The organism is Vibrio sp. 1978 (assembly GCF_033344345.1).
In genome coordinates this window covers 49680-61101 of the sequence record NZ_JAWPOP010000006.1, presented here as the reverse complement: position 1 = coordinate 61101, position 11422 = coordinate 49680, and the positions used below count along the sequence as shown (strand labels likewise).

At 44.1% G+C, this 11422-nt stretch carries 15 protein-coding genes; 3 read left to right on the top strand and 12 right to left on the bottom strand.

The window, feature by feature from the left end:
* The 4 genes from R8N49_RS08100 to R8N49_RS08085 all read right to left on the bottom strand — a co-directional run bounded on the left by R8N49_RS08100 (position 1) and on the right by R8N49_RS08085 (position 2247).
* Positions 1-1071, bottom strand: a complete 1071-nt coding sequence (locus R8N49_RS08100; RefSeq protein WP_005379202.1) for an AI-2E family transporter — start codon at positions 1069-1071, stop codon at positions 1-3.
* An 80-nt stretch (positions 1072-1151) separates the two neighbouring features.
* Positions 1152-1448, bottom strand: coding sequence for a glycine zipper domain-containing protein (locus tag R8N49_RS08095; RefSeq protein WP_053349761.1), 297 nt, complete (start codon positions 1446-1448; stop codon positions 1152-1154).
* Positions 1438-1950 (bottom strand): phage holin family protein, encoded by a 513-nt coding sequence (locus tag R8N49_RS08090; protein ID WP_005379198.1) that lies wholly within the window; start codon positions 1948-1950, stop codon positions 1438-1440. The genes R8N49_RS08095 and R8N49_RS08090 overlap by 11 nt, the downstream gene beginning before the upstream one ends.
* Positions 1951-1998: 48 nt before the next feature.
* Positions 1999-2247: a hypothetical protein gene (locus tag R8N49_RS08085; protein WP_005379196.1), complete on the bottom strand. Its 249-nt coding sequence runs from the start codon at positions 2245-2247 to the stop codon at positions 1999-2001.
* A 361-nt stretch (positions 2248-2608) separates the two neighbouring features.
* Between R8N49_RS08085 and R8N49_RS08080 the strand changes: the two genes are divergently transcribed.
* Together R8N49_RS08080 and R8N49_RS08075 are read left to right on the top strand one after the other, a co-directional pair.
* On the top strand, positions 2609-3046 hold the full coding sequence (locus tag R8N49_RS08080) for a DUF2383 domain-containing protein (RefSeq protein ID WP_005379194.1): 438 nt from the start codon (positions 2609-2611) through the stop codon (positions 3044-3046).
* A gap of 148 nt (positions 3047-3194) precedes the next feature.
* Positions 3195-3593: a hypothetical protein gene (locus R8N49_RS08075; protein ID WP_005379193.1), complete on the top strand. Its 399-nt coding sequence runs from the start codon at positions 3195-3197 to the stop codon at positions 3591-3593.
* 202 nt (positions 3594-3795) lie between these two features.
* Here the strand turns inward: R8N49_RS08075 and R8N49_RS08070 are convergent, their stop codons facing one another.
* From R8N49_RS08070 to R8N49_RS08050, 5 genes are all read right to left on the bottom strand, one after another.
* A complete protein-coding gene (locus R8N49_RS08070) occupies positions 3796-5460 on the bottom strand; it encodes a diacylglycerol kinase family protein (protein ID WP_047103710.1) in 1665 nt (554 codons plus the stop codon).
* A 144-nt stretch (positions 5461-5604) separates the two neighbouring features.
* Positions 5605-6036, bottom strand: coding sequence for a hemerythrin domain-containing protein (locus tag R8N49_RS08065; RefSeq protein WP_005379185.1), 432 nt, complete (start codon positions 6034-6036; stop codon positions 5605-5607).
* A 104-nt stretch (positions 6037-6140) separates the two neighbouring features.
* The gene (locus R8N49_RS08060) at positions 6141-6338 is read right to left on the bottom strand and encodes a hypothetical protein (protein WP_005394413.1); all 198 of its coding nucleotides are present in this window, start codon (positions 6336-6338) and stop codon (positions 6141-6143) included.
* Positions 6339-6346: 8 nt separating this feature from the next.
* A complete protein-coding gene (locus tag R8N49_RS08055; RefSeq protein ID WP_005379177.1) occupies positions 6347-6523 on the bottom strand; it encodes a DUF1328 family protein in 177 nt (58 codons plus the stop codon).
* A gap of 45 nt (positions 6524-6568) precedes the next feature.
* Positions 6569-7120: a BON domain-containing protein gene (locus tag R8N49_RS08050; RefSeq protein ID WP_170893620.1), complete on the bottom strand. Its 552-nt coding sequence runs from the start codon at positions 7118-7120 to the stop codon at positions 6569-6571.
* A gap of 435 nt (positions 7121-7555) precedes the next feature.
* Between R8N49_RS08050 and R8N49_RS08045 the strand changes: the two genes are divergently transcribed.
* Positions 7556-8899 carry a sigma-54 interaction domain-containing protein gene (locus tag R8N49_RS08045; protein WP_005382945.1) on the top strand — a complete coding sequence of 448 codons (1344 nt, stop codon included), beginning with the start codon at positions 7556-7558 and terminating at the stop codon, positions 8897-8899.
* Between the two features lie 93 nt (positions 8900-8992).
* Here R8N49_RS08045 and R8N49_RS08040 read toward each other — a convergent pair whose 3' ends face one another.
* The 3 genes from R8N49_RS08040 to ftnA all read right to left on the bottom strand — a co-directional run bounded on the left by R8N49_RS08040 (position 8993) and on the right by ftnA (position 11308).
* The gene (locus R8N49_RS08040) at positions 8993-10186 is read right to left on the bottom strand and encodes an NAD(P)/FAD-dependent oxidoreductase (protein WP_005382944.1); all 1194 of its coding nucleotides are present in this window, start codon (positions 10184-10186) and stop codon (positions 8993-8995) included.
* 179 nt (positions 10187-10365) lie between these two features.
* On the bottom strand, positions 10366-10689 hold the full coding sequence (gene uspB, locus R8N49_RS08035) for a universal stress protein UspB (protein WP_005382937.1): 324 nt from the start codon (positions 10687-10689) through the stop codon (positions 10366-10368).
* 91 nt (positions 10690-10780) lie between these two features.
* A complete protein-coding gene (ftnA, locus tag R8N49_RS08030; RefSeq protein WP_005379167.1) occupies positions 10781-11308 on the bottom strand; it encodes a non-heme ferritin in 528 nt (175 codons plus the stop codon).
* Positions 11309-11422 lie beyond the last annotated feature (114 nt).

Sequence of the window (11422 nt, the reverse complement as noted above, 5' to 3'; positions counted from 1 at the left end):
TCACTCTCGCGGTGCCACGTCCGCGGAGGTGATTTGTTTTGCTTGATTTTGGGTTGATTGGCATAGCTCTAGACGATCAACCAAAATATTGATACAAACCAGCAACGGCACACCGATCAATAGTCCCATTCCGCCCCAAAGCCAGCCCCAAAAAACAAGCCAAACAAAAATCACTAACGGGTTTAAGTTAAACCTTTTCCCCAATAGTGTTGGTGTAACAAACTGACTTTCAATCAAATTGAGCAGTAAATAGATAGACACCACCGTCAGCATAAAACTGACCGACTCCAACTGAAGATAAGCAACAAAGCCAAAGCTCACCATGGATATGACAGGGCCGAGGTACGGCGCAAAATTCATCACGCCTGCAAATGCGCCCCATAGAAATGGATCTTCAAGGCCTAGAACAAAAAACACGGCCCCAACACTCAACCCAAGTCCCGCATTCACCAACGTGATGGTGCCAATGTATCGAGATAGGTCTTTCTGTAGCGCTTTGACCAACTCAATCGCTTGGCGCTGTTTGGCGAACCCATGTAAGTAAGACACTGACTTTCGAAATAAGCTTCGTCCATGATTGAGCATAAAGTAAACCATAAACAGCACGATCATCGCTTGTGTCAAAATCGTCGGCGTAGTGGTCGCGAGCGTTTTTACCAAAGAAAATACGGTGTTGTTCCCGACCTCATCCATACTCATATCATTGGCGATATTCAATGGAGTATTAAGGTGATCAGCCGAAGCTTTAGTAACTTCGCTTACTTCTTGCGACACATTTTTCACGATACTGGGCAGCTCAGACCACCATTGCTTGGCGGGCTCCGACATGGCGGCAAGACCAATAATTGAGGCGCCAACGAGGAATGACAGTGTCAACACGACGGTAATAGCACGTGGTAAGCCTTTGTCTTCAAGATAATTAATGAAAGGACTGCACAGCAGAGAAATAAAGGTGCTAAGTACAATAGGTAACAATATTGGCTTGGCAAAATACAGCCCTGGGACGAGTAACAGGACGAGAAGCGTTGCACCAATCGCAGTGTTGGCAGGAATGTTCAATTTCGCTGTCATAATAAGCTCAGAATCGGTAAGAAAATTTTGCGGTGAAATCCGCTATTAGAGTGGTTCGCCCTCTGTCGTCGCAGCGTTGCTTATTTGTTTTGTGTTGCTGCATTTCCATTTTGCTCCGCATCTGACTCATCCAGAGAAGCTGCCGCGACCGGCTTTGTGAGCGAATCGGTAATATCAGACACGCTGCTAACCAATAGCCCCATTGACGAAATAGAAGAAGTCAGTCGAGACAATCGACCTGCTTTTGCAGCGGTAACGGCAACGACAGCACTAATGCCTAATGTCGTCCAAGGGTTTTCTCTCACAAACTTCTTGGTGGTAAACGTGAACATTTCCATCGACAAACAGCATTGCTCTAGAGACGCTTTACCTTCCATCCGCTTGATCCGCATGGCTCGATTGAGCTTTTGTAGCGAGCGCATCCCACCCCTCCTGTAATTGTTCTGTCGTATTTTTGAATCCAAGAAATCCAACTAAACGCTTCTGCCACCAGGCTAAAGCAAATAATGCCAAGCCTAATGATGTGATAAATACACCCACGGCAACATATACGTTGGCAGTTAACTGATAAGCCACCACCCCAGAGGCAAGGCACAAACTGAATACGAACAATACCGACAATAGGGTAAAAACAACGGTACACAGCAAAATCTGACGCACTGCGGACACGTTAACTTTCATCTCCAAGAGGAACAAATCCAACGTTGAACCTGACCATGCTTTTAGCGATTTCGTCAGTTGGTCCAATTGCGCAAGAATGCTGCTCAAACCATTAATGGTTTGTTGGATATCCTGTTCTTCTGCCCCATCAGGGGCTCGGCCGCTGTCTGAAGCCGCCGAGCCTGATTGCTGATTGGTAACTTGCCCTGAGTTATTCATGTGAAGCCTCGCCTTTCTGTTGTGTGGCTTAATCCTTGATGACCACTATTATTTGATCAGCTTCGAAACCGCCCAACCAGCAAGGAAGGCACAGCCTATGCTCAGCAATGGGCGCTCCTTGATTACATTTTCTGCCGACTTAGTCGCCTGCTGAACTTGCTGTGCACCTACATCCAGCTTCTCTTTGGCTTGGTCTTTCATCGCGCCAACGGCTTCCGTCGTGGCTTGTTCCGCTAAGTGATATGCTTCTTCTAACTGCTCTTGAGGTTTTACTGTGCTTTCTTTTGTAGTAGCCATAACTAGCCTCCATTAATGAGTTGAATAGTGAATCAAGTGAAACAATGTTTGACCTCACTTACTCCCTACAAAGCCATATCCATGCCAGAATTTTAAGTTATTGTTTTTTATTGATTTTATTTTTATTTTGATAAAAAGCCGTATCTGTACGTGTAATTCTTTCCAGGCTTTCCCCGCCATTCTTGTAATTTTTTCTTAGCGCCTTACCGACTGTTAGCAAGTTATTGCAAAACAAGATATTAAGTCACTGATTAATAAGACTTAAAGTTCATTGGCATACAACCTGCAACTGAAGACGAAACATCGTGTTTGTATTCCATACGCTCAAACACCCCTATCACCAGTAAATAAGGAGTGGCATATGAAAAATGAAAACATCGCCTCAATCATTGAGCTTATCGAAAGCGGAAATGAAATTTACAACAAGGCCATCGAGAACATCGACAACACTTCTTTGAATAATGTGTTGGTAGAACTGCTCAGAGTACGTGAGCGTGCAGTCATTGAGCTCACTCCCTACTCTCTAGCAAGTAACAATGAAGAATCTGCCGACGACACTCCGGTTTCCTACACCATCAAGGCGCGTGAGGTCTACAGCGACGTGATGAAGGAAGTGTCCTCTGACAAAGAGTCTATGTATTTAGAACAGCTTGAAGGTGTCGAAAGCAAGGTACTCAAAGAGATTGAGAATTTGATTACTTCCCACCCAGAGCAGGCGGATAACTCGGTTCTGCTGAAAGTTCGTAGCGATATAAAAAGCTGCAAAGAAAAACTCAGCAGCATCAGCCTTATTAGCTAAAACTTGGTGGTCGCCTTTGCAATAAAGCTCAGTATTGAGCAAAGAAATGGCCAACTTGCTTTGGCCATTTCTGACAAGCCCACAGGCGCATTAACATAACCATCACGAGAAATGTCCCACGACAATAGTCATAAATAAAGAGGTCACTATGACATTGGATAACAATCGAGTAAGGGAGCTACTCGTAAAAATGACACACCATCGCCAAACGTGTTTGCCTCTCGTTAACCCGCAATCACATATGACACTCGCAAGAGCGGCATATCGATTCGTGAAAATAGAAAAAGTGATGATCAAAAAGATGGCGAAGCTGTTCTTCGATCAAGACGGTGAACAATTCATTGCAGAAAATGCCACCGAATACGGCGTTGCCGAGTTAGGCAATTACAAAGAAATGCATTTTATGAATAAACTACTGTTAGATGATTTAAAAGCCCTGCTTAGAGCCATTGACGACACCAACTTAACCGCACTTGTTTCTTATTGGTTAGCTGCTTTACAAGTTGAAAACGATGAAATTGAAAAGCACTTACCTCAGGGTGAGTAATTGTACTCGCCCTTCTTTCTTTCACTTTGTTTAAACCACATCCCCAATCAACCTAGTAAAAGGTGCAGATAGAAAAAAGCCGCTGCATCTACGCAGCGACCTTAATAGCCTTTTTACGACGCACACCAAATCATCAAACAACACAGAAAAAGCGCCATGTAGAATACGAAGCAAATGGCGCGTTATCCGCGGATTATCTGTGTTAAAGCGAAGCTGATTTACGTCTCTGGCTTGGAACAAATACGTTCAATGACTTTGGACGCAGCTTGATTGCCAGTTGCTCATCAGAATACAGTTCACCATCAATCACATACTCAATCGGTTTATTCGCAGAAATAGTGACGCTCTGAGCCGTCGCGTATTGAAAATGTGTCGATTCTTCCTGTGCGCCTACGCTCGTTAATGTCAGATCCGACAATGCGATAAGACGTCCGCCTAAAGACTCGGTGTTATCTAAATATGTGATATGCAGCTTGCCATCATCAGGCTGCGGCGCATCACCACCTTGGGCAAGCAACGTACTAAATGGAGCGATATTCGCAACGACAAAACTATGGACTTCAAGCGTTTGTGTATTATTGTCGTGGTTTCCATCTCCAGTTGGAGCATCTAACGAAACGGTTAAAGCTTGCGTTTCTTCCGCCACTACAGCATTAAAAAAGCCGGTGAGGTAAGCGAGTTGTCCAAAAACATTTTTCTCTTCTCGCTGAGCGTGCTCGATCATTTTCTGTTCTAGCCCAATGCCTAAGACCAATAAAATAAGCCGCTGATTACATTCCGCAGTATCAATACGTTGGCAGTGTCCGCCAAGCAACGCTTCACACGCTTTTTCGACCGGTGAGAATTTTGCGCCAACGCCATAGAGCACATGACATAACGCATTGGCAGTTCCGAGCGGAACAATACCGAGTTTGAGGTCGGTATCCACCAATTGGCTCGCCACCTCTGTTACTGTGCCATCGCCACCAGCTACGATGATTTGCTTAGCTCCACTTTCTTTTGCCTGTTGTGTTAGCTGCTCGGCGCTGAGGTTTGTGGTGGTTTGATGAATACTCAAGCGATATTTTTTGGTTAGTTCACGAATCAAGTGCTGTTCGTTTTCCTCCCATTTGCCGCCACCTGCAACAGGGTTAACCACCATCCAAGTGGATTGATCCAGCCCCAGTACGCCTTTTTCACTGATCGCTCGTAACGTCCTAATCTGTAATTTATTCAATCTCGCGGTACTGCGTACGTCATTGATTTTTTTCATCACGGATTCAACCGTCAGTGACGGGTCTTTGCTCAGTAAATACGCCGCCACAACAAACACTGAACGACCACGCCCTAACGCACAATGCACAACCACTGCCCGCGAGCACGAGATTTGAGTATCAATCCAGTTAATCGCATGGCGAAGGCGCTCTAGCGTCGGGGCTTTGTGGTCGAGTACCGGAATCGAAAGGTAATGAAACTGCTTGTCGGTCATCGCACTTTCAAGGCCTGCAAATTCTGCGGTGACATCGACAATACAAGAGATTTCATTGGATTCGAGAAAATCTAAGTCACTCTGAAACAAACGGCGAGATAGGTATAAATTGTCGCTGACTTTTTGGATTGGAGGCACTGTATCACGCCGTCTTTCCCAGGCGTTATACGCTCTAGCCCCCAATAGAAATGGGATGAATGCCCAGCGAATCCACCTGACAATCTTGCCATCTTGGTTTTTTCTAAAAATAGAGGGAATGTCGAATACGTAGGCTACGCTGACCAACGCTAAAGAAAGAGATATCCACAAGAACAGCAAACTAACGATAATTTGAGGCGTATATATAGCGGCCAATAAACTGATCAGAGCGCCAAGAATATAATATTTGATGATAAACATTCGCTCTCCTTGCCTTCAGCGAGTGCACTTTTTAGTGGAAGTTAGAATACGCGGGGGATTGAGCTTGGATACATGAACTTGAGTAAACGCCTTGATTGAGTGCCTTCCCGTGCCGAAATGGCACGAAAAGGTCCAACACTCTACCTAGCTTGCCATCTCTTCAACATAACCATCCGCTAGTTTCATTTTCTGCTTATCGGTCATTACTTTGCCGGCTAACTGGAAGAAACGCTGTTCTTCTTCCTCAAGATGGTGCAACACTTTGTGACGCAAGGTTTTCATTAGGTTGAGCCACGCTGGCGAGCTCATATCGGTTGCATCAAGCTGTGCAATCACTTTATCAATTTCATGATGCTCTGCGATGCCATGGCGAGTGAGATCAATGGTCTTATCGCTATCTATTAAAGGCGCGTAGAAAAATCGCTCTTCTGCCGCTGCGTGCTGTTCGAGTTCCTCTTTAAGGTTGTGGTAAAACTCTTCACGAGCGGGGGAATCTCCAGACGTTTCCATCAGAGCATCGAGTAAAAGGCGCTGCTTTTCATGACTCTCTTTCAGTACATCAAATATGTTTTTCATCTTTGACTCCTTATCTGATTGTAAACAATTGGGACAAAAGGAAGGGCGGTGATTGACCGCCCCTCTCTTACATAGCTATGCGTAAAAAACCTAACCTGATTCGGCTAACAGTCTTGGTCTTCAGCGTTTAGATTTTCTTTAATGTTTTCACATTCATCTTCAATCGCATTTTGGGTTTCTTCGGCGGCTTCATCTATCTTTTTGCCGGCCTGTTCCATTGGCCCTTCTTCACTACAAGCTGCCAACGCAAACACCAAACCGAATACTGCGGCGATACGGTAAATAAATGACGTAAGTTGCATGGAATCTCCTATCTATTTACGTTTTTTCTTCCTAGCAGAACAATCACTATTGATACAATTAATGACAATAGGAATAGGTAAAATATCACTTGCGCGATAGAGGCAGCAGCTCCTGCAATACCAGTAAAGCCTAATAGTGCAGAAATTAGTGCCAGTGCCAGAAAAATAAACATCCAACGAACCATAGTGTTACCTCCTAATAAAAGTGGGTTAAATCACTCGGCTCGCTATTATTGAACCACTTCTAGCTTATCAACCACCTTATTTACGTCATTGGTGTTATTTGCAATTGAAATTGCAAGATCATGCTCCGCATCTGAATTAACTTTACCTGCCAACGTTACCGTTTTGCGTTCTGTCGTTACATCAATATCCGTACCACTCACATTGGTATCCATTAGTAGGCGCGTTTTAACTATAGTCGTGATTTTAGAATCGGTCAGTGTAGCTAAAGCTTCTGAATCAGTTTCTTTCTTGCCTTCATTCACTACTGACAATTCGTTGTTTACTTTTTTCACACCATCAAGACCAGTAACAAGCTCTTCGGCAAGTGATTTTTCAAGATCATTGTTTACCGAACCAGAAAGGGTAACGACCTGATTCTCAACATCGGTATTGATATCAAAAGAGTTGAGATTGCTGTTTAGCAGTAGTGTGGTTTCAGCTTTACCATCTAGCCAAGCGTCCATGGATTCTTTTTCCCATTTATCACTCGCTAAGACTGCTGTAGATGAAGTAGCAAGAACTGACGTAAGTACAATTTTAGCTGCGATGTTATTCATGGTAATTCTCCTTTATTGACGTTGCACTTCCCTAGGAGCAAACCATGTGCCAACTTTATAACTTATTGTTTTTAATTAACTAATAAAGAAAAGAGGTAAAAATGAGATGAGCAATAAAGTATAAGCATGAATTATTTACACGTAAAAAATGTAATTTTTAATCGGTGATAAGCCTCCGTCACTTGTGCCGAAATAACCTGATAAAACAGAAAGGCTATTTCTCCAGAATCAATTAATAGCAAAATTATTATTTAAAAAATAAAAATCTGAACAAAAGGAAATATCTACTGATGGCTCTCACCGATATATATCAAAAAGGGGCTAACAACATAAAAATACCGAACAAATCCTTAAATCTATGCTGACAATATTTTGTCTTGTGAAGTGAGAATAATCCACGTACATTGTTTCTGTCATAGTAAAGAGGACATTTCTATGTCGATGCCAAGCCTGTTTCTAAGAATACAAGATCCATCACTTAAAAATGCCATCGCTTCTTGCCAGGAACTGAACAAATTTCGTCTGCATGACATCGATGCCGCAGACCAATGGATTGAAGATTTCCTACAACTCAAACCGGAAGTTGCGATTGTTGAAGTCGCCCACTTTACTAGTGCAGATTATCAACGTCTTTCTAATATCGAAGACATCTACGATATGGACTTGATCATCATTAGCTCAGGCGCTCCAAACGAGAACTTGGATAAGCTGATGAACTTGGGTGCTATTTTTCACTACAGAAAGCCCGTTGATATTGCCATTCTGACGGACACCCTGAGCGAAGTCAGCCAGTACTATCAACACAAACAAGATCAAGGGCGTAAAGTGTCCACCAGCGATCTTGACCAATTTGGTCTTTTGGTCGGCTCTTCCTCTCCGATGCATCAGCTCTATCGTATGATCAGGCGCGTTGCTAAAACAGAAGCCAACGTCCTTATTGTCGGTGAAAGTGGATCAGGCAAAGAACTGGTGGCGCAGACCATCCACTTAGCGAGTGAGCGTAAACAACAGCCCTTTATAGCGATTAACTGTGGTGCCATTAGCCCTGAATTGGTTGATAGTGAACTGTTTGGCCATGAGAAAGGCGCTTTTACCGGAGCAAATAAAACTCACCAAGGTGTATTTAAGCAGGCAGAGGGCGGCACCCTATTTTTAGATGAAATCACCGAGATGCCTATCGAGCATCAAGTGAAGCTATTACGGGTGCTAGAAACCGGAGAGTATCGCCCAGTTGGCAGTAATACGGTTCATATCGCTAATACTCGCATCATTGCTGCTACAAACCGTGATCCTAAAATCGCCATTGAGGAGCAGTTCCTGCGTGAAGATCTGTTTTTCCGCTTATCGCATTTCCCATTAACGATACCGCCACTGCGAGAACGAGGCGGTGATATCGTCGGTCTGGCCAAGCACTTTATCGCGCACCGCAACGCCAATGAGGCAAAAACCAAAACGATTCTTGACTCTGCGATCCAAAAAATCGCTGCACACGACTGGCCAGGTAATGTCCGTGAGCTCAAACACACGATCGAGCGTGCATTTATTTTGGCTGATGACACCATCCGAGATGAACACCTTATCTTCGACACACCACCATTGGAAACAGGCACCAGCATCGAAGACCTTGTTCCGGCGGGCGTTTCGCTAGAAGAGCTAGAAAAAGCCGCCATTCTCAATACCCTTGAAGAGAATCAAGGCAATAAAACGGAATCAGCGCAGGAGTTAGGCATTAGCGTGAAAACGCTCTATAACAAACTCGAAAAGTATCAAGACGAGTAACTCGCTATGGGAATACAAAAAGAGCACTGACTTTTATTCAGTGCTCTTTTTGTATCTTATCTTTTATGCAGTTAGGCTGCGTTTGGTGTTTGATTAAACCCACTGCCCCGCAACAAAGCCGCTCGACCAGCACCACTGAAAATTGTAGCCCCCTAGCCAACCAGTCACATCCATCACCTCACCAATAAAATAAAGCCCTTTAATGTCTTTGCATTCCATGGTTTTCGAGGATAAGTGATCAGTATCGACACCGCCGAGTGTCACTTCCGCAGTTCGGTAGCCTTCAGTGCCATTCGGGGCGATATCCCAATGCTCTAGGCGCTCCACAATCGCCGCAAGCTCCTTTTGATTGAACTGTTTTAGCGGTTTATCGACTAGCTCTTTACGTTCAATTAAGACTTCAACCAGACGCTTAGGCAGCACTTTGGCAAGCGTATTCTTGAGTGACTGATTTGGATGCTTCTCACGACTGCGTTCTAATAACTCAGCAACATCATCGTTTGGCACAAGATTGATCAACACCTTTTGTCCGGCCCGCCAGAATGAAGAAATCTGTAACACTGCTGGACCAGATAACCCACGATGTGTGAACAACAGGGCTTCTTTGAACATGGTGCCATCTTCAGCCGTAATTTCCGCAGGTACCGCGATACCGGATAACTCAGCAAAGTCTTCTTTGTCTTCTTTATGCAGAGTAAATGGTACAAGACCTGCCGTGGTTGGGATAACTCGAAGACCAAATTGTTCCGCGACTTTATAACCAAATGGTGTCGCCCCCAGTTTTGGCATCGACAAACCACCTGTTGCGATAACTAAAGACTCACATTCGACAATCTCAGTACCAGCATGCAAACGAAAGCCTTCATCAATTTTTTCAATCGAATGAACATCGCATTGGTAACGCTGCTCGATGTTCGGCATGTCACACTCAGCTAACAACATCTTCACGATATCTTTGGCCGTAAATGCATCGACACAAAACAACTGGCCGTGATCACGCTCTTCGAACTCAATGCCATGTTTACACACCATCGAGATGAAATCCCAGTTAGTGTATTGGGAGAGCGCCGACTTAACAAAGTGCGGGTTTTGACACAAATAGTGATTAGCTGAAACGTCGTAGTTAGTGAAGTTACAACGACCACCGCCCGAGATAAGGATTTTACGTCCTGGCTTTTTAGCATGATCGAGCACCAAAACACGGCGGCCTCGCTTGCCTGCTTCTGCAGCACACATTAAACCTGCTGCGCCTGCGCCAATTACAACAACATCAAATTTCTTACTCATCGGTAGCTCTTAGACTGATTGGTATCGAATCAAAATAAAAAAGGATGTGCACATTGCACATCCTTGCTTTCTAGGCGCGACATTCTACCGACAAATACCGAAAGGGAAAAGCGCTTAAACTCTAAGCGCTCTGTATGTCCGCAAAATCTCAGACAGAACAACTTCTGGATTATTGACTCTTAGAGAATGAAGGCCGCAAGTAGCGTCACGCCGAGCAACGCGGTCGATAGAACAAACAATTCACGCACTCTTTCACACTTACCAGTAAAAATTTCATCGTGGTGATGATGATATTCTTTACTTTTAATGTAGTGATACAACCTCACCTGCTTGGTGACATTTCCATGAGTAGTAAAAAAACCATTACCATCAACTTGCTGATATAACAGCGGATGCGCTTCACGCATGATATAAATTAGAGAACGAAGAGCGGTGAGATACCGGATCATATTAACTCCAGTTACCACCATTAGCGCAAATAAGATTGTGTCTCCACTGATCATCTTTTCCTCCCTACATCTTCAACAATGCTCAAGAGAAAAAGACGACCAAGACTTCGTCTTTACCCGCTACTTACAACGTCCCAAAACGCGTTTACGCAGCTGGAGCATCCATGATTGAAGATGAACCTTCTTTCGCCATTTGTGCTAGATCTTTGTCGATGAAGAACAACGCTTTACCGTCTTCACCTACCAGTTCGATCTTATCTAAAATCCCTTTAAACAACTTCTCTTCTTCGTGCTGTTCTGACACGTACCACTGTAGGAAGTTAAACGTTGAGTAGTCTTGGCTAGTAAATGCAACGTGCGCCAGTTTGTTGATTTTTTCCGTGATCATTTGCTCATGTTCAAATGTCTCGCGAAAAACGTCACCTAGGCTCGCAAAGTCATGCTTTGGCGCATCAATAGCGCCTAAGATTGGCATTGAGCCAGTTTCACTCACGTAAGTGAATAGGCGTTGCATGTGCTCCATTTCTTCTACGGCGTGAGCGCGTAAAAATTCAGCCGCACCTTCAAAACCTTTGTCTTCACACCAAGCACTCATTTGTAAGTATAGATTGGATGAGAAAAATTCTAGGTTAATTTGCTCATTCAATTGTTCGACCATAGTTTGAGACAGCATGTTAACTCCTATTATTGTGCATGCAATATACCCAAGTAACCTCGAAATAAATGACGCTGCGAGAATAGCTTGGTCTGGCAGACACGGCGAAGTTTCACTTCAACTCCAGTCAGT

What these genes read in the sequence shown, in the direction of transcription:
- R8N49_RS08040 (WP_005382944.1), bottom strand. Translation starts at nt 10,186, where the DNA reads ATGAGTAAGAAATTTGATGTTGTTGTAATTGGCGCAGGCGCAGCAGGT.
- R8N49_RS08055 (WP_005379177.1), bottom strand. Translation starts at nt 6,523, where the DNA reads ATGGTTCGTTGGATGTTTATTTTTCTGGCACTGGCACTAATTTCTGCA.
- R8N49_RS08075 (WP_005379193.1), top strand. Translation starts at nt 3,195, where the DNA reads ATGACATTGGATAACAATCGAGTAAGGGAGCTACTCGTAAAAATGACA.
- R8N49_RS08080 (WP_005379194.1), top strand. Translation starts at nt 2,609, where the DNA reads ATGAAAAATGAAAACATCGCCTCAATCATTGAGCTTATCGAAAGCGGA.
- R8N49_RS08065 (WP_005379185.1), bottom strand. Translation starts at nt 6,036, where the DNA reads ATGAAAAACATATTTGATGTACTGAAAGAGAGTCATGAAAAGCAGCGC.
- ftnA (WP_005379167.1), bottom strand. Translation starts at nt 11,308, where the DNA reads ATGCTGTCTCAAACTATGGTCGAACAATTGAATGAGCAAATTAACCTA.
- R8N49_RS08095 (WP_053349761.1), bottom strand. Translation starts at nt 1,448, where the DNA reads ATGGAAGGTAAAGCGTCTCTAGAGCAATGCTGTTTGTCGATGGAAATG.
- R8N49_RS08085 (WP_005379196.1), bottom strand. Translation starts at nt 2,247, where the DNA reads ATGGCTACTACAAAAGAAAGCACAGTAAAACCTCAAGAGCAGTTAGAA.
- R8N49_RS08060 (WP_005394413.1), bottom strand. Translation starts at nt 6,338, where the DNA reads ATGCAACTTACGTCATTTATTTACCGTATCGCCGCAGTATTCGGTTTG.
- R8N49_RS08090 (WP_005379198.1), bottom strand. Translation starts at nt 1,950, where the DNA reads ATGAATAACTCAGGGCAAGTTACCAATCAGCAATCAGGCTCGGCGGCT.
- R8N49_RS08070 (WP_047103710.1), bottom strand. Translation starts at nt 5,460, where the DNA reads ATGTTTATCATCAAATATTATATTCTTGGCGCTCTGATCAGTTTATTG.
- R8N49_RS08050 (WP_170893620.1), bottom strand. Translation starts at nt 7,120, where the DNA reads ATGAATAACATCGCAGCTAAAATTGTACTTACGTCAGTTCTTGCTACT.
- uspB (WP_005382937.1), bottom strand. Translation starts at nt 10,689, where the DNA reads ATGATCAGTGGAGACACAATCTTATTTGCGCTAATGGTGGTAACTGGA.
- R8N49_RS08045 (WP_005382945.1), top strand. Translation starts at nt 7,556, where the DNA reads ATGTCGATGCCAAGCCTGTTTCTAAGAATACAAGATCCATCACTTAAA.
- R8N49_RS08100 (WP_005379202.1), bottom strand. Translation starts at nt 1,071, where the DNA reads ATGACAGCGAAATTGAACATTCCTGCCAACACTGCGATTGGTGCAACG.